We start from the raw sequence: 18,744 nt of genomic DNA on the forward strand, positions 1-18,744 counted from the left end.
CGTCGCGTACCAACCGGTAACCGGGTACCACCGCGTACCAAGCACACCACGTCCTGATATGTCATTTGATCGGGGGACTGATATGACAGAGCTCGTCCAGGTCGGCCACACCGGCGAGACCACCGCCACCCGCTGGTGGCGCGACGCCGTGATCTACCAGGTCTACGTGCGGAGCTTCGCCGACGGCAACGGCGACGGCATCGGCGACCTGCTGGGCGTGCGGAGCCGGCTGCGGTATCTCGCCGACCTCGGAGTGGACGCCCTCTGGCTGACCCCGTTCTACACCTCGCCGATGGCCGACTTCGGCTACGACGTGGCCGACTACCGGGACGTGGATCCCATCTTCGGGTCGCTGGCCGACGCCCGCGCCCTGATCGACGACGCCCACCGGCACGGCCTGCGGGTGATCGTCGACGTGGTGCCCAACCACACCTCCGACCAGCACGTGTGGTTCCAGCAGGCACTGGCCGCGGGGCCCGGCAGCCCCGAACGGGAGCGCTACGTCTTCCGGCCGGGCAGGGGCGAGGACGGGGAGCTGCCCCCCAACGACTGGGAGTCGGTCTTCGGCGGCCCCGCCTGGACGAGGCTCCCCGATGGGGAGTGGTACCTGCGGCTGTTCGCCTCCGAGCAGCCCGACCTCAACTGGGAGCACCCCGAGGTCCACGCCGAGTTCGAGTCGATCCTGCGGTTCTGGCTCGACATGGGGGTGGACGGCTTCCGCATCGACGTCGCCCACGGCATGGTCAAGGCCGAGGGGCTGCCCGACGTCGGCCACCCCGACCAGGTGCGGATGATCGGCGCCGACGTCGTGCCGTTCTTCGACCAGGACGGCGTCCACGAGATCCACCGCGCCTGGCGCCGCCTCCTGGACTCCTACCCGGGCGAGCGGATCGGCGTCGCCGAGGCGTGGGCGCCGAACCCCGAGCGGCTGGCCAACTACGTCCGCCCGGACGAGCTGCACCAGGCGTTCAACTTCCACTTCCTCAACGCGCCGTGGGAGGCCCCGGTCTTCCGCAAGGTGATCACCGAGTCGCTGGCCACGGCCGGCATGGTCGGCGCGCCCACGACCTGGGTGCTGTCCAACCACGACGTCAAACGCCACGCCACCCGCTACGGCGGCGGCGAGACCGGCCTGCGCAGATCCCGTGCCGCGGCCCTGCTGACGCTCTCCCTGCCCGGCTCGACCTACCTCTACCAGGGCGAGGAGCTGGGCCTGCCGGAGGTCCTCGACCTGCCCGAGGAGTTCCTGCGCGACCCGCAGCGGCTGCGCAACCCCGACGACGGCCGCGACGGCTGCCGGGTGCCGATCCCGTGGGCCGACGTCGAGCCGCACTTCGGCTTCAGCCTGCCGGGCATCGAGGAGTCCTGGCTGCCGATGCCGGCCTCCTGGGGCCCGCTCAGCGTCCAGTCCCAGCTGCGCGACCCCGCCTCCATCCTCCGGCTGTACCGGGAGGCGCTGCGCGTCCGCCGGGAGCGGCGGGCCTTCGACGACGCCCCGCTGACCTGGCTCCGCTCCCCGGAGGGCACGCTCGCCTACGCCCGGGGCGACGGGTTCGCCTGCACGGTCAACCTGACCGGCGAGCCGGTGGAGATCCCCGTCCCCGGACGGGTGCTGCTGGCCAGCGCCGAGCCCGCCGTCGCGGACGGCGTGGCCCGCCTGGCGCCCGACTCCGCCGTCTGGTGGGACCGCGATGCCGCCTAACGGCGCCGCCCCCCTGTCGAGCGGTACGGCCAGGCTGACCGACATCGCCGCGCAGGCGGGGGTCAGCGAGGCGACGGTCAGCAGGGTGCTCAACGGCAAGCCGGGTGTCTCCTCCGCCACCCGGCAGGCCGTGCTCGTCGCCCTGGACCTGATGGGCTACGAGCGTCCGCAGCGGTTGCGCCAGCGCAGCAACGGCCTGGTCGGCCTGGTGATCCCGGAGCTGGACAACCCGATCTTCCCGACGTTCGCCCAGGCCTTCGAGAAGGCGCTGTCCCAGCACGGCTACACCCCGGTGCTGTGCACGCAGGTGCCGGGCGGGGTGGTGGAGGACGACTTCACCGAGCTGCTCGTCGAGCGCGGCGTCAGCGGCATCATCTTCGTCTCCGGCCTGCACGCCGACACCACCGCCCGCTCCGACCGCTACACCCAGCTCATCGGGCAGGGCGTGCCGATCGTCCTGCTCAACGGCCACGCCGACGACGTGCCGGCGCCGTTCATCTCGCCGGATGATCGGGCGGCGGCGCGGTTGGCGGTGCAGCATCTGGTGGATCTGGGGCATGAGCGGATCGGGTTGGCGGTGGGGCCGGGGCGGTTCGTGCCGGTGATCCGGAAGATCGAGGGTTTCCGGCAGGCGATGGCGCAGTTGCTGGGGGTGTCGGATGTCGATGAGCTGGTGTCGCATTCGTTGTTCTCGGTGGAGGGGGGTCAGGCGGCGGCGGCGCAGTTGCTGGAGCGGGGGTGTACGGGGATCGTGTGCGCGTCGGATCTGATGGCGTTGGGGGCGATCCGGGCGTGCCGGGATCGGGGGTTGTCGGTGCCGGGGGAGGTGTCGGTGGTGGGGTATGACGACTCGCCGTTGATCGCGTTCACCGATCCGCCGCTGACCACCGTGCGCCAGCCCGTCCACTCGATGGTCACCGCCGCGGTGCACACCCTGCTGGAGGCGGTCGCGGGCGCCCCCATGCACAACTCCGAGCTCGTCTTCCAGCCGGAGTTCATCGTCCGCGGCTCGACCGGCTCCGGCCCGAAGATCATCCGTTAGGCGCGCCGGCCGCCGTTGTGGACGGCTCTACTCCGTTGTTAGGATACATCTGTATCCATTCCGGCGAGATGGGGCCACCATGCGCATGCCCGACCGGCCGTCGGCCTTCACCGGCGACTCCGCCCGTGACAGGTACTACGCCGCCTATGACCGAGTGCTCGGCGAGCTCTGGCCGGTGCCGGTGGACGTCGTCGACGTGGAGACCCGCGCCGGCAGCGTGCGGATCCACCGGGCCGGGCCCGCCGAGGGGGATCCGGTGATCCTCCTGGCCGGTGCCGGCGGGAACGCGCTGGCCTGGCACCGCTACATCGAGCCACTGGCACGTGTCCGCCCGGTCCTCGCCGTCGATCCGCTCGGCGAGCCCGGCCGCTCTGTTCAGACGCGGCCGCTCGCCACCGGCGCCGAGGTCGGCGGCTGGCTCACCGAGGTCCTGGCCGCGGCCGGCGCCGAGCGCGCACATGTGGTGGGTTCCTCCTACGGCGGCTGGACCGCGGTGGAACAGCAGCTCGGCGGGGGCGGCCGGGTCGCGGCGCTGACGTTGCTGGACCCCGCCGGCTTCGCGCCGCTGACCGGACGGTTCTACCGGTGGCTCATCGTCGGAGGCATGGCCGCTCTGCTCCCGCGAGCACTGCGACGCCGTGTCGCGGGAGCCGTCGGCAACGGCACACTGCGTGAGGACGCGCTGATGAGGCTGATGACGGCCGGCCGGTCCTTCCGCCGGCGGCTGCCCGTCCCGCCCGTCTACACCGACGAGCAGGTGCGTGAGCTGTCGGTGCCCGTGCAGGTGCTGCTGGGCGCCCGCAGCACGCTGCACGACGCGCAGGCGGTGGCCGCGCGGCTGGCCGGGATCGCACCGTCGTGGCGGGTGGAGATCGTGCCCGGCACCGGGCACGCGCTGCCCGTCGAGGCTCCGGACCTGGTCACGGAGCGGATCCTCACCTTCCCCGGCCGGGCCCGGGGCGAGGCCGCGACGCCGGACCACCGCTAGGAGACCCGCATGCCCAAACAGGTCGACCACGACGAGCGGCGACGCCGGTTGACCGAGGCGCTGTTGCGCATCGCCGGCACCCGCGGCCTGCAGGCCGTGTCGATGCGTGAGATCGCCGCCGAAGCGGGGGTCTCGCTGCGCGTCGTCCAGTACTACTTCACCGACAAGCAGGCCCTGCTCGACTCCGGCCTCGCCGAGCTGACCGCCCGCCTGGACCGCAGGGTCCGGCAGCGGGCCGCCGTCACCGGCGGACCGTCCACGCGGAGCGTCTTCGAAGCCGTCCTCGGCGCGATCCTGCCCTCCGACGAACAGAGCCGGATGGACTCGCTGGCCTGGACCGCCTACTACACCGCCGCCCTCACCGACCCCGCGCTCGCCGCGGCCGCGCTCACCCGGCCCGACGCGCTGGAGGACTTCCTCACCGCCCGGCTCGCCACCGCCCAGCAGGCTGGGGAGATCGGACCCGATCGTGACCCGCGCACCGAAGTCGCCGCCCTTCTGGCTCTCGCCAACGGCCTGACCTCCAGCGTCCTCAGCCGGCAGCGCGGCCACGAGGCCGCCGCCGAGATCATCGACTACCACCTGGCCCACCTGTTCGGGACGGCGCCCACGCCACGGCGGCCTCCGGCCTGAGTCCTTGGCCCGGCGTCGTCACGGGGCCGTCGACACCCGCTCGGCGTCGATGTGAGGCACAAAGCCGGGCGGGTCGGATATTTCAGTACCTGGGGTTTTATGCTGGACATCTCCCCGGAACACTCGCGAAACCTGTCTAGGACACCCTGATGCCCAGAGAGAGGTGATCGACAAATGATGTTCCGGCTACGGGTGTCCCTTCCCGACCGGCCCGGAGCCCTGGGCCAGGTCGCCCGGGTGCTCGGCACGTTGGGGGCGGACATCCTGCAGGTCACGGTCCTGGAGCGCGGGGGCGGCCGGGCGGTCGACGACTTCACCGTCTCCTGGCCCGGCGTCACCGGGATCGGGGACATCGGGGACCGCCTCTCCGCCGTCCCCGGCCTGAACGTCGAGGCCGCCTGGCCCACCCGCGAGATCCCCGGCTGCACGCCCGACTACGACCTGCTGCGGCACGTGGCCACGGAACCCGGGCGCGCCTTCGCCACGCTCGTGGACGCCGTCCCCGGCCTGGTCGGCGCCGGGTGGGCGGTCACCGTACGCTCCGGCACCGGGGAGGTCGTGCACCGCAGCTGGCAGGCCCCGGAGGCGCTGGAGGAGCACGTGGGCGCCGTGGCGGCGGGAGGGCCCGGGGAGGGCGCCGAGGGGGCGGCCTGGGCCGCTCCGCCGCGTCCCGCGGTCCTCGGCTCCGGCGGCGGCCACCTGATGAGCCTGCCGATCCCCGGAGCGGACCTGCACCTGGTCCTCGCGCGCGACGCCGCCTTCCACCGCGCCGAGCTGGACCGCGTCGTCCGCGTCGTCGAGATCGTCGCCATCATCGGCCGCTGAATCTGCCGCCGAATCTGCCACTGGACCGGCCGCCGACGGGGAGCCGCCGGGCGGGACCGGCGGCCGTCCGCGTACGGCGCGGGGACCCCCCTCCGGTCAGCGCTGCGGCGGGTCGATGCGGGCGCCGTCCACCGTGAAGAACATCAGCCGCGTGGCGTCCACGCCCACCCGGGCGGGGTCACCGCCGCGCCAGACGGGGCGCGCGCCCAGCCGGACGATCAGGTCGGTCCGGCGGTGGCTGCCCCCGCCGGCCTCCTCCTCCACCTCGTCGGGCTCCGGCTCGCCGGCCAGGCCGGGCAGCAGCCGCCGGAAGACCGCGCGGGCCCGTCCGCCCGGCGTGGCCGCCGCGAGGTCGCGGGCCTTGTGCCTGGGGTCCGGGGGCTCGGGGACCACCACGGAGGGGATGCCGCTCTCGACGTAGGCCAGCCACTCGTGACCGTGGTACTCCAAAGCCCGGACCCGGCCGAGGAACGTGGGGCCCTCGAAGCTCTCGGAGACCGGCGCCAGGCAGTCGGGGCGCAGCCCGACGATGATCTGGCGGCCGACATGCTGCGAGATGGCGTAGGACCGGGGATCGTTCCAGGGGATCATGATCTGGTGCACCCCGAAGTCCAGCAGGACGTACTGGTTCTGCGGGGCCCGCACGGTCGCCGAGAGGAGGTTGAGCTGCTGGGAGCTGAGGAAGGCCGCGGTGAAGGCGGTCGCGGGGTCGTTGTAGACCTGGGCGGGGGTGCCGACGTCCTGCAGCACGCCGCGGTTCATGATGGCGATCCGGTCGGCGAGGGTCAGCGCCTCCACCTGGTCGTGCGTCACGTAGATCGTGGTCACGCCCAGCGAGCGGACCAGCGAGGAGATCTCCATCCGCAGCTCGGTCCGCATGCCCGCGTCGAGGTTGGACAGGGGCTCGTCCATGAGGAACAGCGACGGCTGGCGCACGATCGCCCGGCCCATGGCGACGCGCTGGCGCTGGCCGCCGGAGAGCGTCCCCGGACGGCGTTCGAGCGTCTCGGAGATGTGCAGCGCCTTGGACAGCTCGGTCACCCGATCCCTGACCAGCGCCGGGTCGGCCTTGGCGATCTCCAGGGGGAACGCCATGTTGCCGCGCACCGTGCGGTGCGGGTAGAGGGCGCCGTTCTGGAACACCATGGCGACGTCGCGGTCGCGCGGCGCCAGGTCGTTGGCGTGATCCCCGCCCAGCCACAGATCGCCGGAGGTGATCTCCTCCAGGCCCGCGATCATCCGCAGCAGGGTGGACTTCCCGCACCCGGAAGGACCGAGCAGGACGAGGAATTCCCCGTTCTCCGCCCGCAGGTTCATTCGGTCGACCGCGAGATACCCGCCAGGGTAGATCTTGCTCACATTGTCGAGGACGACGGTACTCATGCGCGCTCGTTCCTCCCGGACGACGTCGCCCGGATCCAGCCACTGTGATCGATGAGGTAGTACATCGTGCGGCTCACCCATGTGTCCATAGACATGGTGAGAAGAGGCACATCTGTTAGTTACTTCAAATTTCCCTGACGGGAAGTTGCGTTACGAGTGGGTTACCAGAGAAAGGAGAAACCGTTGGGGCCTCCGGAGTACCCGGTGGACGGCGAGGAGGCGGGCGGCGCGGCGCTCGGGTTGCGCCCGCTCCGGCGGCATGGTGGGGTACCTCCAATGGAGGGTGAACTCAGCCGGACCCGGTCCCGCTCCGACGGCGCGGGCGTCCGGCTGGCCGACGTCGCCGCGCAGGCGGGGGTCAGCGAGGCGACGGTCAGCAGGGTGCTCAACGGCAAACCCGGGGTGTCGCAGACCACCCGGCAGGCCGTGCTGACCGCGCTCGACCTGATGGGCTACGAGCGTCCGCAGCGGCTGCGCCAGCGCAGCAACGGCCTGGTCGGCCTGGTCACCCCGGAGCTGGACAACCCGATCTTCCCCGTGTTCGCCCAGGCGATCGAGAAGGCCCTGACCCAGCACGGCTACACCCCGGTGCTGTGCACCCAGCTCCCCGGCGGCGTGCCCGAGGACGAGTTCACCGAGCTGCTCGTCGACAGGGGCGTGGACGGCATCATCTTCGTCTCCGGGCTGCACGCCGACACCACCGCCCGGATGGACCGCTACAGCCGCCTGCGGGAGCGCGGCCTGCCGATCGTCCTGCTGGACGGCTACAGCGACCGGATCGACGCGCCGTTCATCTCGCCGGATGATCGGGCGGCGGCGCGGTTGGCGGTGCAGCATCTGGTGGATCTGGGGCATGAGCGGATCGGGTTGGCGGTGGGGCCGGGGCGGTTCGTGCCGGTGATCCGGAAGATCGAGGGTTTCCGGCAGGCGATGGCGCAGTTGCTGGGGGTGTCGGATGTCGATGAGCTGGTGTCGCATTCGTTGTTCTCGGTGGAGGGGGGTCAGGCGGCGGCGGCGCAGTTGCTGGAGCGGGGGTGTACGGGGATCGTGTGCGCGTCGGATCTGATGGCGTTGGGGGCGATCCGGGCGTGCCGGGATCGGGGGTTGTCGGTGCCGGGGGAGGTGTCGGTGGTGGGGTATGACGACTCGCCGTTGATCGCGTTCACCGATCCGCCGCTGACCACCGTGCGCAAGCCCATCGGCGCCATGGCCTCGGCCGCCGTGGCGACCCTGCTGGAGGAGATCAACGGCGCCGGCGGCAGGCACACCGAGCTGATGTTCCAGGCCGAGCTGGTCGTGCGCGGCTCGACCGGCTCCGGCCCCCTGGTCAACCGCTGACCACGGCGTACGGCGGGGCCGTACGGTGCGGGCGTCCGCGGGTGAGGGGCCGTACGGCGCGGACACCCCCGACGGGGAGCCGGGCGGCGGGTGGGATCATTGAGCGGTGAACCATGACGTCGTCGTGATCGGCGGTACCGGTGTCGACACCACCGCCTACGTCCCCCAGCTCCCGCTGCCCTACGCCGACACCTACGCCGTCCCCCCGGTGATCGACCGGATCGGCAACACCGGCAGCGGCGTCGCGCTCGGCTGCCACGCCCTCGGCCTGAGGACCAAGCTGTTCGACCTGATCGGCGACGACCCGCAGGGACGGCTCATCCGCGACCACCTGGCCGGCGCGGGGGTGGAGTTCGGCTGGGAGCTCGCCCCCCAGGGCACCCGGCGCAGCGTCCTGCTGGTCGGCCCCGACGGGCGGCGGCTGTCGCTGTTCGACCCGCGCCAGGCGCCGGGCGAGCGGCTGCCCCGCGAGCTGTACCTGCCCGCGGTGCGCGCGGCCCGGCACGTCCACGTGTCGATCGTGGACTTCGCCCGGCACGTCTACCCCGACCTGGAGGGCCTGGAGGGCACGCGGATCTCCACCGACCTGCACGACTGGGACGGCGAGAACGACCACCACCGCGATTTCGCCTACTCCTCGGACCTGGTGTTCCTGTCGGAGGCGGCGCTGGGCTCCCGCCGCGACGAGGTCATGCGCGACATCCTCGACCGGGGCCGCGCCACCACGGTGATCTGCACGGCCGGGGCCGAGGGCTGCCACGTCCTCGACGAGCACGGCCCGCGGCACGTCCCCGCCGCCCCGCTGCCCGGCCCGGTGGCCGACAGCAACGGCGCCGGCGACGCGTTCGTCTCCGGCGTGCTGTACGGCCTGCTGTCCGGCCGCCGGCTGGACGAGGCGGTCCGGCTGGGCACCCTGGCCGGCGCGCACGCCTGCACGGTGACCGGCACCCACGAGAGCCCCATCGACGAGGCGACCCTCCTGGCCCGGGCCGCCTGACCCGCCGGGCCGGCCGCTCAGAGCCCGCCCAGCAGCTCCGCCGCCCGCTTGCGGTAGGTGGCGACGTTGCCCAGCTTGACGTCCTCGTAGCCGCGGACCACGTCCGGCAGCTCGGCCAGCTCGCGGACCGCGTCGAGGTTGTCCGGGCGCAGCCGGGCCAGGGCGCGGTGCACGTCGCGGGTGTACTCGTCCACCAGCTCCCGCTCGACCCTGCGCACCCCGGCCATGCCGAACGGGTCGAACGTGGTGCCGCGCAGCCCGCGCATGCCGTACAGCGCGCGGAAGGCCGGGTCGAACCAGGAGCCGAGCCGGATCTTGCGCTTCATGCCCAGGGCCCGCAGGAACGGCGGGTGCAGGTTGTAGGAGATCTTCGCGCCGGGGCCGAACTCGGCGGCGATCCTGGCCCGCTCCGCCGGGTCGAGGTGGAGCCGGGCCACCTCGTACTCGTCCTTGTAGGACATCAGGCGGTGCAGGTGGCGGGCGTAGGCCTCGGTGACCGGGAAGGACACCGTCCCCTCGCCGGCCTCCTCGCCCGCCGCCCCGCCCATGGCGGCCCGCTCCCCGTTCAGGACCGCGCGGACCGACTCGGCGTAGCGGGCGGCGTAGCGGGGGTTCTGGTAGGCGGCCAGGTCGGGCACCCGTACCGACAGCAGGCGGTGCAGCTCGGTGCCGGGGGCCGCGATCGAGTCCACGAGCCGGGATGTCTCCGGGCTCGGCGGCTGCTCGGCCGGGGCGTCCGGGCGGGTGGCCCGCGCCACCGCCTCGGGGTCGGCGACGACGGCGCGGCCCCAGTGGAAGGCGGCGACCGTCCTGTCGGCGCTCTTGCCGCCGCCGAGCCGGATGGCCCGCTCGATCGCCTCCAGGCTCAGCGGGATGAGCCCGCGCTGCCAGGCCGCGCCGACCACGATCGTGTTGGCCGGCATGTGGTCGCCGAACAGCGCCTGCGCGACCTCCTCGGCGTCGAGGTAGACGTTCAGCTCGCGCAGGGTCCGCGCCTCCAGCGCGCCGATCGGCGAGGCGACGTCGGTGACGTGCCGTGAGGGGTCGACGACCATCGAACCGGTGGGCGCGAGGCTGGTGGAGACCACGGCCACGGTCCGGTCGCGGCCGGCGGCCTTGAGGTTCTTCGGGTCGGTGGCGCCGAGCAGGTCGAGCGCGAGGTAGGCGTCCACCCCGGCCGTGCTCGCCTGGCCGGTCCGGTCGTCGTCGCCCTCGTAGATCAGGATGTCGGAGACGACGGTGCCGCCCTTCTGGGCGAGGCCGGTCTGGTCGAGCCCGCGCGAGCGCTTGCCGTCGAACATCGCTGCCCGGCCGATGATCTGCGCCACCGACAGCACACCGGTGCCGCCGATGCCGACCAGCCGGACGGTGGTCTCCGCGGTGCGGAACGCGGGCGCCGGCATCGCCGGCGGGGCGGGCACGGCCGCCCGCTTCGTGCCGGGCCTGCCCGGCACGACGGTCACGAAGGACGGGCAGTCGCCCTCGACGCAGGAGTAGTCCTTGTTGCAGGACGACTGGTGGATCTCGGTCTTGCGGCCGAACTCGGTGTCCACCGGCAGCACCGACAGGCACTCGGACTTCTTGCCGCAGTCGCCGCAGCCCTCGCACACCCGCTGGTTGATCGCCACCCGCCGGACCGGGTCGGGCAGGTCGCCCTTCTTGCGCAGCCGCCGCTTCTCGGCGGCGCACTGCTGGTCGTGGATCAGCACGGTCACGCCGGGGACCGCGGCCAGCTCCCGCTGGGCGTCCTCCAGCGCCGCGCGGCCGCGCACCTCGGCGATCCGGGCCAGCTTGACACCGCGGTAGCGCTCGGGCTCGTCGGTGGTGACGATCACCCGGCGCACGCCCTCGATCTCCAGCCAGCGGGTCAGGTCGGCCACGGCCAGGGATGGGGTGATCACCTGACCGCCGGTCATCGCGATCGCGCTGTTGTAGAGGAGCTTGTAGGTGATGTTGACGCCCGCGCCGACGGCCGCCCGGATGGCGAGCGAGCCGGAGTGGTGGAAGGTGCCGTCGCCGAGGTTCTGGAAGATGTGCGGGGTGTCGGTGAACGGCGCCTGGCCGATCCACTGCGTGCCCTCGCCGCCCATCTGGGTCAGGCCGGTGAGCGTGCCCTTGCCCTCGCGGTTGATCACCACCATCGTGTGGCAGCCGATGCCCGCGCCGACCGGCGCGTCGTCCGGGACGGCGGTGGAGCGGTTGTGCGGGCAGCCGGAGCAGAAGAACGGCGTGCGCTGCGGGCCGAGCAGCTTCAGCGGCGCCGGCCGGGAGATCGACGCCAGGCCCCGGTCGATCCGCTCGCGCACGTCGGGGCCGAGCCGCCCGGCCGCCGCGTCCGCCTCGGCGCCGCGGCGCAGCCGGAAGGCGACCGCCTTGGCGGCCAGTTCGGCGTCCACCGCCCCGGCCTGCGGGATGAGCGCGGCGCCGTTGTCGTCGAGCTTGCCGAGGACCCGGGGGGCGCCGGCGGTGCCGTACAGGATCTCCTTGATCTGGCCCTCCAGCAGCGGGGCCTTCTCCTCCACGACGAGGATCTCGGTCAGGCCCCGGGCGAAGGTCCGTACGATCTCCGGCTCCAGCGGCCAGATCATGCCGACCTTCAGCAGGCGCACGCCGAGTTCGGCCGGGTCCACGCCGAGCCGGCGGAACGCCTGGCGCACGTCGTGGTAGGCGGTGCCGGAGGCGGCGATGCCGAGCCAGGCGCCGCCGGGGTCGGCGGTGATCCGGTTGAGGCCGTTCTCCCTGGCGTAGGCGCGGGCCAGCGCCAGGCGCGGCCCGACCAGGGTCTTCTCCATCTCCAGCGACCACGGGGTGAGCAGCGTCGCGTCGGGGACGTGCCGGTACGGCCTGCCCTCGTGCTCCACGACCGGCATGACCGGGACGACGCGGTCCAGGCCGGTCTCGACCGTGCCGGTGGCGTCCACCACGTTGGAGACGGCCTTGACGGCCACCCACAGGCCGCTGGCGCGGGAGGCGGCGACGGCGTGCCGGCCCAGGTCGAGCAGCTCCTGCACGGTTCCGGGGTGGACGACGGGCATGCCGATCGCGGCGAGGGCGGTCTCGGTGGCCGACGGCAGCGTGGAGGACTTGCAGCCCGGGTCGTCGCCGCAGAGGGCGATCAGGCCGCCGTCGGGATGGGCGCCGACGAAGTTGCCGTGCCGCAGGGAGTCGGCCGCGCGGTCGACGCCGGGGGCCTTGCCGTACCAGACGCCCAGGACGCCCGCCCTGCGCGGCCGGGGGAGGGCGGGCACGAGCTGGCTGCCCCAGACGGCGGTGGCGCCCAGCTCCTCGTTCTGGCCGGGCCGGTGCACGACGCCGAGCTCCTCGGCGAGCCGGCGGGAGCGGATGAGCTCCTGGTCGAAGCCGCCGAGCGGGGAGCCCGGGTATCCCGACACCATCGCGCCGGTGTCGAGGCCGGCGGCGCGGTCGGCGCGCATCTGGTCGAAGATCAGCCGGACCAGGGCCTGCGTGCCGGTCATGAACTCCCGATCCTCGCCGCGGGGGTGTCCGTCGCCGGGAGTCGCCTCTCGGGGGTCGGCGAAGATCGTCATGCTCTCGTCCCATCTCCAGGTCGCTGAGGGTGCGGCAAGGCTATGCCAGGCTACGGCGCACGCGATGTCAAGATTTATGCCGGATTGCTGGTCGATTAATATTTATTGCCATGGATGTCACCGATCGAGCAATTCTCAGCCTTCTCCAGCGGGAGGGGCGGCTCAGCAACCAGGAACTGGCCGAACGGGTGCGGCTGACCCCCTCCCCGTGCCTGCGCCGGGTCCGCAACCTGGAGGAGTCGGGAGTGATCAGCGGTTACCGCGCCGTTCTCGACCCGGCGGCCGTCGGGCGCGGTTTCCAGGTCCTGGCCTACGTGGAACTGGAGGGCCAGGACGCCGAGACCGTCACGGCGTTCGAGAACGCGGTCATGGAGATCGAGGACGTGGTGGAGTGCCTGCGCATGTTCGGCCGCCCGGACTACGTGCTGCGCGTCGCCGTACCGGACATGGACGCCTACAGCCAGCTCTGCCTGGAACGGCTGGGCCGCCTGCCCGGCCTGGACAAGCTCACCTCTCAGATCGCGATGAAGGCCCTCAAACCGGGTGGGCTTCTCCCGCTATGAGGGGATTCCGCAGCGCGATCATGGCGATGTCGTCGTCCCCGCCGGTCACCAGCCGGGCCAGCAGCTCGTCGCAGAGGGCGTCCAGCGGCTCGCGGACGAGCGACACGGCGTGGTCCCGCAGCCGGTTCAGCCCGGTCCCGAGATCCTCGCCGCGGCGTTCGACCAGGCCGTCGGTGTAGAGCAGGAGCGTGGCGCCCGGGTGCAGCGCCTCGACGGCGCTGTGGCGCGGCAGGTCCTTCGCGACGCCCAGCAGGGGGCAGCGCGCCTCGTCCAGGAAGCGTCCCTGGCCGTCCGGGGTGAGCAGCAGCGGTGGCGGGTGACCCGCCACCGAGTAGTTGAGCCGCCACAGGCCGGCCTCCGCCCGCTCGGCTCGCGCCAGCACGCAGGTGGCCGTCTGGTCCCGGCACAGCAGCTCCATGACCTTGTCCAGCCGCCGCAGCACCTCCTCGGGCGGCTCCTCGCGGTCCACGGCCAGCCCCCTGAGCATGGTGCGGATCTGGCCCATGGTCACGGCCGCGGGCAGGTCGTGGCCGGCGACGTCGCCGATCGTCAGCACGGGCGTGCCGTCGCCCAGCACGAAGCAGTCGTACCAGTCGCCGCCGACCGCCGCGGCCGCCGGGCTAGGCCGGTAGCGGGCCACGATGCGCAGGCCGGGGACGGACGGCGGCTCGGCCAGCAGGCTGCGCTGCAGGGCGAGCGCCACCCGCTGGGTGCGCTGGAACTCCATGGCGCCGCTGAGCGCGTCGTGCGCGTGGTCGAGCATCTGCCCGATCAGGGTCACGTCGGCCTCGCTGATCGCCGGGCGGTCCCCGCAGGTGGCGACGGTCACCAGCGCCGCCACGAACCCGTCGACGACGACCGGGACGAGCGCCGCGCTGGTGGCCCGGACGGTGATCAGCCACCTGATGCCGCCCGGCGGCAGCTGCAGGTCCGGCGGCGGCTTGCCCCGGGGGAACTCCCGGCGCACGACGTGGCGGCGGCGCACCGCCCGCACCAGCGCGCTCTCCGGGCCGAGCGTCACCTCGTACCCGGTCTGCAGTCCGGGCAGGCCCGGCCGTACGGCGCCGGCCACGTGCCGGAAGGCGAGCGGGGGTCCCACCGGCCGGTCCGGCGACTCCGGCAGCAGGTAGATGCCGCACACGTCGGCCAGCTCCGGCACGATCACGTGCGCCAGCGCCGAGAGCATCTCCTCCAGGCGCGTGACGTCCGCGGTGGCCGCCGAGGCGCGGCCCAGCAGCTCGCGGCACCTCTCCTGCTGCCACTGCTGCTCGATGTCGGCGCAGGTGCCGACCCACTCGACCACGCGGTCGTCCTCGTGCACCGGCACGGCCCGCGCGCTGAAGTGCCGGTAGCCGCCGTCGGCCAGCCGGAGCCGGTGGACGTGCTCCCACAGCGGGAACACCTCCCCGACCGCCTTGGCCCACGACTCGGCGGTCTCGGCCCGGTCGTCGGGGTGGACGGCGTCGAGCCATCCGTCGCCCTGGAACTCCTCCCACGTCTGGCCGGTCACCTTCTGCCACCCCGGGCTCGGCTCGATGACACCGCCGTCGGCCCCGGCCACCCAGAGCATCTGGGTGCCGACCCGCCCCAGGTTGCGGTAGCGCCGCAGCAGGCGGCGCCGCTCCTCCGACAGGGCGTCGATCCAGCGCGAGGCGATGACCTGCTCGGTCACCTCCACGGACACCTGCAGCACCCCGCGCTCGCCGCCACCGAGGCAGATCTCCGACATGCTGAAGTTGAAGAAGCGCTCCTGCGGGCCGCCGCCGGCGAAGGACATGGTGGCCCGGCCCTCGACGATGTTCACCGGCTGCCCGTCCCGCATGACCCGGTCCAGCATCGAGATGTAGGAGTCGCGCTCGACCAGGTCGGCGAACGCCTCGCGTGCGGGGACGCCGAACGGTCTGTCGCCGAAGGCCGACCGGTAGGCGGCGTTGGTGTACATCAGGCGGTGGTCCGGGCCCCTGCTGACCGATACCCCGACCGGAGCCGGGTCGAAGATGTCCAGGGCCAGGCCGCTGAAGATGTCGATCCGGGCGTCCTTCATCCCATGCTCTCCCGATGGGGACAGCGGCATGCGCTCGTCGCATGCCCGCAATTCCCCTTTTTGTCGTGTACGCGCATGGGGCAATCATCTATCCACGCAGGTCAGGACGGGGAAAAGGGAGAGTATGGTACGCCTTGCGTACCGGGATCGGCCCCGCCGCAGGAGCCGTCCCCGGCACGACCCGGAAGACGTCAGCCCTTGTCCGCCCCCTCGTTGGCCCCCCGGACGAAGTACCGCTGGAAGATCACGAAGATGACCGCGACCGGGATCGTGGCCAGCACCGCCGCTCCCAGCTTGAGCGGGTACTGCATGCCGCTGCCCAGTGACCCCGACACCAGGTCGGCCAGCCCGCGGGGCAGCGTGAACAGCTCCGGGCTCTGCACCGCCACCAGACTGTGCGGCAGCTCGTTCCACGTGCCCTGGAACGACAGGATGGCCAGCGTGAGCAGCGCCGGCCTGGCCATCGGCAGCACGACGGACCAGAACGCGCGGAACACCCCGGCGCCGTCGATGCGCGCGGCCTCCTCCACGCTGACCGGGATCGACTCGAAGAACTGCTTCATGATGAAGACCCCGGCCGCGTCGGCGACCATCGGAACGATCAGCGCGGCGTAACCGTCGTACATCCCCAGCTGGTTGAGCACCAGGAACTTCGGGATGAACAGCACCACGCCCGGCACCGCCATCACCGCGAGCACCGCCGAGAACAGGGCCCGCCGTCCCCGGAAGCGGAGCCGGGACAGCGCGTAGCCGGCCAGCGAGTCCAGGAACACCCGCCCCACGGTGACGGCGACCGTCACCAGCACCGAGTTGCCCAGCCACAGCGGCATGTCGGTGCCGAGGAACACCTTCTCGTACCCGGCGAGCGACAGAGGTGAGGGCACCGGCGACAGTGGGTCGGCCGTCGCGCCGGCCTCGGTCTTGAGCGAGCCGGCGACCTGGATGACGAACGGGTACAGGAACACCAGCGCGAAGAACACCAGGATCGCGTAGCCCGCGAACAGCGAGGCCGCCGACCGCGCCTCCACGGGTCCGCCTCTCCTCCGGAGCCGCGCCGCCCCGGAGGGCGGCCGGGCGGGCGCCCGCCGGGGCGCCCGAGAATCCGCCGCGGTCGTCATGTCGAGGACCTCCTCGTTCGCGCCGTGCGGCGGTCGCGTGGCCGGGCGTCCCGGTCGCGCATCACCCACCGCTGGATGAGGCTCAGCACCACGATGACGGCGAAGAGCACGAAGGAGATCGCCGCGCCCGGGCCGTAGTCGAAGCTGCGGAAGGCCGTCTGGTAGGACAGGTAGGCCGGGGTCAGCGTGGTCTTGGCCGGGCTGCCCTGGCTCATCACGTAGATCTGGTCGAAGACCTGCCAGGTGGCGATCAGCCCGAGCGTCAGCACCAGGAACAGCGTCGGCTTCAGCAGCGGCAGCGTCACGTACCGCAGGCGCTGCCACCGGCCGGCTCCGTCGAGCATGCTCGCCTCCTCCAGCGACACCGGGACGTCCTGGAGCGCGGCGAGGAACATCAGCATGAACGTGCCGGACGTGGTCCACACGACCAGGATGATGATCGTGCACATCGCCACGCTGGGTCCCGACAGCCACTCCCACCACGACAGCCCGAGCGGGCCGTCGCCGGTCAGCGCCGCCGGTGGCGCGTCCGGATCGGCCAGGCCCACGGCGCCGAGCAGCAGATGCAGCACCCCCCGCGAGTCGGCGAACCACTGCGGGCCGTCCACGCCGAACAGCCCGAGCAGCCGGTTGACCGCGCCGGAGCCGGCGAAGACGAACAGGAACACCACACCGATCGCCACCGAGCTGGTCACCGACGGGAAGAAGAACGCGGTGCGGAAGAACGTCCGGCCCTTCAGCAGCCTGCCGTTGACGACCAGGGCGAGGCCGAGGGCCAGCACGGTCTGCGCCGGCACGACGATCGCCACGTAGTAGAGGTTGTTGCGGACGCTGGTCATGAAGTCCCGGCGGGTCAGGCCGTCCTCGGTGAACAGCCGGGCGTAGTTGTCCAGGCCCACGAACGGCACCCCGTCGCGGAACGGGCTTCCCTGGCCGTTCCAGTCGGTCAGGCTCACCCACATCGCCATCAGGATCGGCACGAGCATGAACAGCCCGAGGATCACCACCACCGGCGCGACGAACAGCCAGCCGGCGATGTTCTCCCTGGCGGCGTCGCTCAGCCGGAACCCGCGGCGGCCCGCGCGGATCGCGGTGTCGGCCACGTCGCCCTCCTTCCATCCTTCCATCCGGACGGCCCCGGCCTCTTCGCACGGGGGCCGGGACCGTCCGTCCTCTCGGGTCCGGTCAGGGTCAGTCGCCGAGCGCGGCCTGGGTGTTCCGCTGCAGCTGCTGCAGGATCGTCCTGGGCGGCATGGAGTCGATCTTCTGCAGGCCGGTGTCGAAGTCGGCCAGCACGCTCTCCACCTTCGGGGCGTTCACCGGGCCGTGGGCGTGGTCGGCGCCCGCCACGAACGGGGCGTCGGCGGGGAACTCCTTGACATAGGCGTCCCTGGCCGACTGCCGGGAGGGCATGACGCCGAAGGCGCGGGCGAAGGCCATCTGCTGGTCGGCCTTGGTCATCGCCTCGACGAAGTCGATCGCCGCGTCCTTGTGCCTGCTCTTGGCCGCGACGCCCCAGCAGGTGGTGAACGACAGGGTGCCCTTGCCCGCGGGACCGGCGGGCAGCTCGTGCACCGAGTACTTCAGGTCGGGGAAGTCGGCCTTGAGCGCGCCCTTGAGCCAGTTGCCCTCGATGGCCATCGCGGCCTTGCCCTTGCCGAACGCCTCACCGGCCCAGCCGGAGTCCAGGCGCTTGGGGAACACCGCCAGCTTGTCCCTCACCAGCTTCCGCACGTACTCCAGCGCCGCGAGGTTCTGCGGGGTGTCGGCGGTGGCCTGCCTGCCGTCGGGGCTGGTGATCCAGCCGCCGGCCTGCACCATGAAGGCGCCGATCCGGTCGCGGCTGTCGCCGAGGGCCAGCGGGACGATCCCCTTCGCCTTGAGTTTCTCGCTCACCGCGGTCAGCTCGTCCCAGCTGGTCGGCACGTCGTCCTCCGACAGCCCTGCCTTCTTCCACAGCTCCTCGTTGACCGTCAGCGCCAGGGTGGAGAAGTCCTTGGGCACGCAGTAGAGCTTCCCGTCGTAGGTGAAGGCGGTGCGGAGGCTCTCGTAGAAGTCGCCGGGCTCGGAGATCCTGTCCCCGTACGGTTCCAGCGCGCCGACGCTGGCGTAGTCGGCGAACCGGACGGCGTCGACGTAGAAGACGTCCGGCGGGTCGCCGGCCGCGAACGCCTGACCGAGCTGCTGGGTCATGTTCTGGGCGGGCGTCACCGTCGCGGTGTTGCCGCTGGCCTTGGCCCAGGCGTCCGCCGCCTGGCGCACCGCGTTCGTCTCGGCGTCGCCGGAGGAGCCGATGAGCACCCGCAGAGCGGCGGGTCCCGCGCTCTGCGGCGCCGCCGCGCCGCCGGGCTTGTCGTCGAAACCGCTGCCACAGGCCGCCGAGGTGAGGAGGGCGCCGCAGGCGGCCAGGCCGAGGGCCGCCGCGCGGAGGTTGCTGCGTTTCATCGCGTTCCCTGATCGTCGTTGAGAGGGGTCGGGGGGTGTCGGTGGTTCGGTGGTTCGGTGGGGAGGGCGGGCCTCCACGGAGGGGACCCCGCGGGGCCGCGAGGCTCCGCGGGGGGGG

The 18,744-nt window shown here is 72.4% G+C and carries 14 protein-coding genes; 8 read left to right on the forward strand and 6 right to left on the reverse strand.

All coding sequences use genetic code 11. The features are described 5' to 3' along the window. The first annotated feature begins 82 nt into the window (after positions 1–82). From ACFYSC_RS19205 to ACFYSC_RS19225, 5 genes are all read left to right on the forward strand, one after another. Positions 83–1,702: a glycoside hydrolase family 13 protein gene (locus ACFYSC_RS19205; RefSeq protein WP_389963059.1), complete on the forward strand. Its 1,620-nt coding sequence runs from the start codon at positions 83–85 to the stop codon at positions 1,700–1,702. Then, positions 1,692–2,744, forward strand: a complete 1,053-nt coding sequence (locus ACFYSC_RS19210) for a LacI family DNA-binding transcriptional regulator (RefSeq protein ID WP_389963062.1) — start codon at positions 1,692–1,694, stop codon at positions 2,742–2,744. Before ACFYSC_RS19205 ends, ACFYSC_RS19210 begins: the two co-directional genes overlap by 11 nt. A 79-nt stretch (positions 2,745–2,823) precedes the next feature. Next, positions 2,824–3,732 carry an alpha/beta fold hydrolase gene (locus ACFYSC_RS19215; RefSeq protein WP_389963065.1) on the forward strand — a complete coding sequence of 303 codons (909 nt, stop codon included), beginning with the start codon at positions 2,824–2,826 and terminating at the stop codon, positions 3,730–3,732. A gap of 9 nt (positions 3,733–3,741) precedes the next feature. Beyond that, positions 3,742–4,365, forward strand: a complete 624-nt coding sequence (locus ACFYSC_RS19220) for a TetR/AcrR family transcriptional regulator (RefSeq protein ID WP_389963068.1) — start codon at positions 3,742–3,744, stop codon at positions 4,363–4,365. Positions 4,366–4,539: 174 nt separating this feature from the next. Next, positions 4,540–5,190 (forward strand): ACT domain-containing protein, encoded by a 651-nt coding sequence (locus ACFYSC_RS19225; protein WP_389963071.1) that lies wholly within the window; start codon positions 4,540–4,542, stop codon positions 5,188–5,190. A 96-nt stretch (positions 5,191–5,286) separates the two neighbouring features. On the opposite strand, the gene ACFYSC_RS19230 is transcribed toward ACFYSC_RS19225, so the two are convergent. Then, a complete protein-coding gene (locus ACFYSC_RS19230) occupies positions 5,287–6,573 on the reverse strand; it encodes an ABC transporter ATP-binding protein (RefSeq protein ID WP_389963074.1) in 1,287 nt (428 codons plus the stop codon). A 276-nt stretch (positions 6,574–6,849) separates the two neighbouring features. On the opposite strand from ACFYSC_RS19230, the gene ACFYSC_RS19235 reads away from it, so the two are divergent. Then, entirely contained in the window at positions 6,850–7,911 is a 1,062-nt protein-coding gene (locus ACFYSC_RS19235) for a LacI family DNA-binding transcriptional regulator (RefSeq protein ID WP_389963077.1), read from the forward strand. A gap of 106 nt (positions 7,912–8,017) precedes the next feature. Next, entirely contained in the window at positions 8,018–8,908 is an 891-nt protein-coding gene (locus ACFYSC_RS19240; RefSeq protein ID WP_389963080.1) for a carbohydrate kinase family protein, read from the forward strand. A gap of 17 nt (positions 8,909–8,925) precedes the next feature. Here the strand turns inward: ACFYSC_RS19240 and ACFYSC_RS19245 are convergent, their stop codons facing one another. Next, entirely contained in the window at positions 8,926–12,456 is a 3,531-nt protein-coding gene (locus ACFYSC_RS19245; RefSeq protein ID WP_389963083.1) for an indolepyruvate ferredoxin oxidoreductase family protein, read from the reverse strand. A 110-nt stretch (positions 12,457–12,566) separates the two neighbouring features. On the opposite strand from ACFYSC_RS19245, the gene ACFYSC_RS19250 reads away from it, so the two are divergent. After that, the gene (locus ACFYSC_RS19250; protein WP_362945844.1) at positions 12,567–13,019 is read left to right on the forward strand and encodes an Lrp/AsnC family transcriptional regulator; all 453 of its coding nucleotides are present in this window, start codon (positions 12,567–12,569) and stop codon (positions 13,017–13,019) included. Here ACFYSC_RS19250 and ACFYSC_RS19255 read toward each other — a convergent pair. From ACFYSC_RS19255 to ACFYSC_RS19270, 4 genes are all read right to left on the reverse strand, one after another. Further along, complete coding sequence (locus tag ACFYSC_RS19255) at positions 12,991–15,063, reverse strand: SpoIIE family protein phosphatase (protein WP_389963086.1); 2,073 nt, start codon at positions 15,061–15,063, stop codon at positions 12,991–12,993. The two genes, ACFYSC_RS19250 and ACFYSC_RS19255, sit on opposite strands and share 29 nt — an antisense overlap. Positions 15,064–15,254: 191 nt before the next feature. Next, entirely contained in the window at positions 15,255–16,091 is an 837-nt protein-coding gene (locus ACFYSC_RS19260; RefSeq protein ID WP_362945849.1) for a carbohydrate ABC transporter permease, read from the reverse strand. Between the two features lie 86 nt (positions 16,092–16,177). Further along, on the reverse strand, positions 16,178–17,284 hold the full coding sequence (locus tag ACFYSC_RS19265; RefSeq protein WP_362945851.1) for a sugar ABC transporter permease: 1,107 nt from the start codon (positions 17,282–17,284) through the stop codon (positions 16,178–16,180). Positions 17,285–17,372: 88 nt separating this feature from the next. Continuing rightward, positions 17,373–18,626 carry an extracellular solute-binding protein gene (locus ACFYSC_RS19270; RefSeq protein WP_389963091.1) on the reverse strand — a complete coding sequence of 418 codons (1,254 nt, stop codon included), beginning with the start codon at positions 18,624–18,626 and terminating at the stop codon, positions 17,373–17,375. Positions 18,627–18,744: the final 118 nt, after the last annotated feature.

Origin of the sequence: Streptosporangium sp. NPDC004379 (genome assembly GCF_042873875.1) — a bacterium.
Classification (GTDB): Bacteria; Actinomycetota; Actinomycetes; order Streptosporangiales; family Streptosporangiaceae; genus Streptosporangium.

Bases quoted from the DNA above. Each gene is read 5' to 3' on its own strand.
- ACFYSC_RS19235 (WP_389963077.1), top strand. From the start codon at position 6,850: ATGGAGGGTGAACTCAGCCGGACCCGGTCCCGCTCCGACGGCGCGGGC.
- ACFYSC_RS19270 (WP_389963091.1), bottom strand. From the start codon at position 18,626: ATGAAACGCAGCAACCTCCGCGCGGCGGCCCTCGGCCTGGCCGCCTGC.
- ACFYSC_RS19250 (WP_362945844.1), top strand. From the start codon at position 12,567: ATGGATGTCACCGATCGAGCAATTCTCAGCCTTCTCCAGCGGGAGGGG.
- ACFYSC_RS19245 (WP_389963083.1), bottom strand. From the start codon at position 12,456: ATGACGATCTTCGCCGACCCCCGAGAGGCGACTCCCGGCGACGGACAC.
- ACFYSC_RS19255 (WP_389963086.1), bottom strand. From the start codon at position 15,063: ATGAAGGACGCCCGGATCGACATCTTCAGCGGCCTGGCCCTGGACATC.
- ACFYSC_RS19205 (WP_389963059.1), top strand. From the start codon at position 83: ATGACAGAGCTCGTCCAGGTCGGCCACACCGGCGAGACCACCGCCACC.
- ACFYSC_RS19220 (WP_389963068.1), top strand. From the start codon at position 3,742: ATGCCCAAACAGGTCGACCACGACGAGCGGCGACGCCGGTTGACCGAG.
- ACFYSC_RS19225 (WP_389963071.1), top strand. From the start codon at position 4,540: ATGATGTTCCGGCTACGGGTGTCCCTTCCCGACCGGCCCGGAGCCCTG.
- ACFYSC_RS19215 (WP_389963065.1), top strand. From the start codon at position 2,824: ATGCGCATGCCCGACCGGCCGTCGGCCTTCACCGGCGACTCCGCCCGT.
- ACFYSC_RS19210 (WP_389963062.1), top strand. From the start codon at position 1,692: ATGCCGCCTAACGGCGCCGCCCCCCTGTCGAGCGGTACGGCCAGGCTG.
- ACFYSC_RS19230 (WP_389963074.1), bottom strand. From the start codon at position 6,573: ATGAGTACCGTCGTCCTCGACAATGTGAGCAAGATCTACCCTGGCGGG.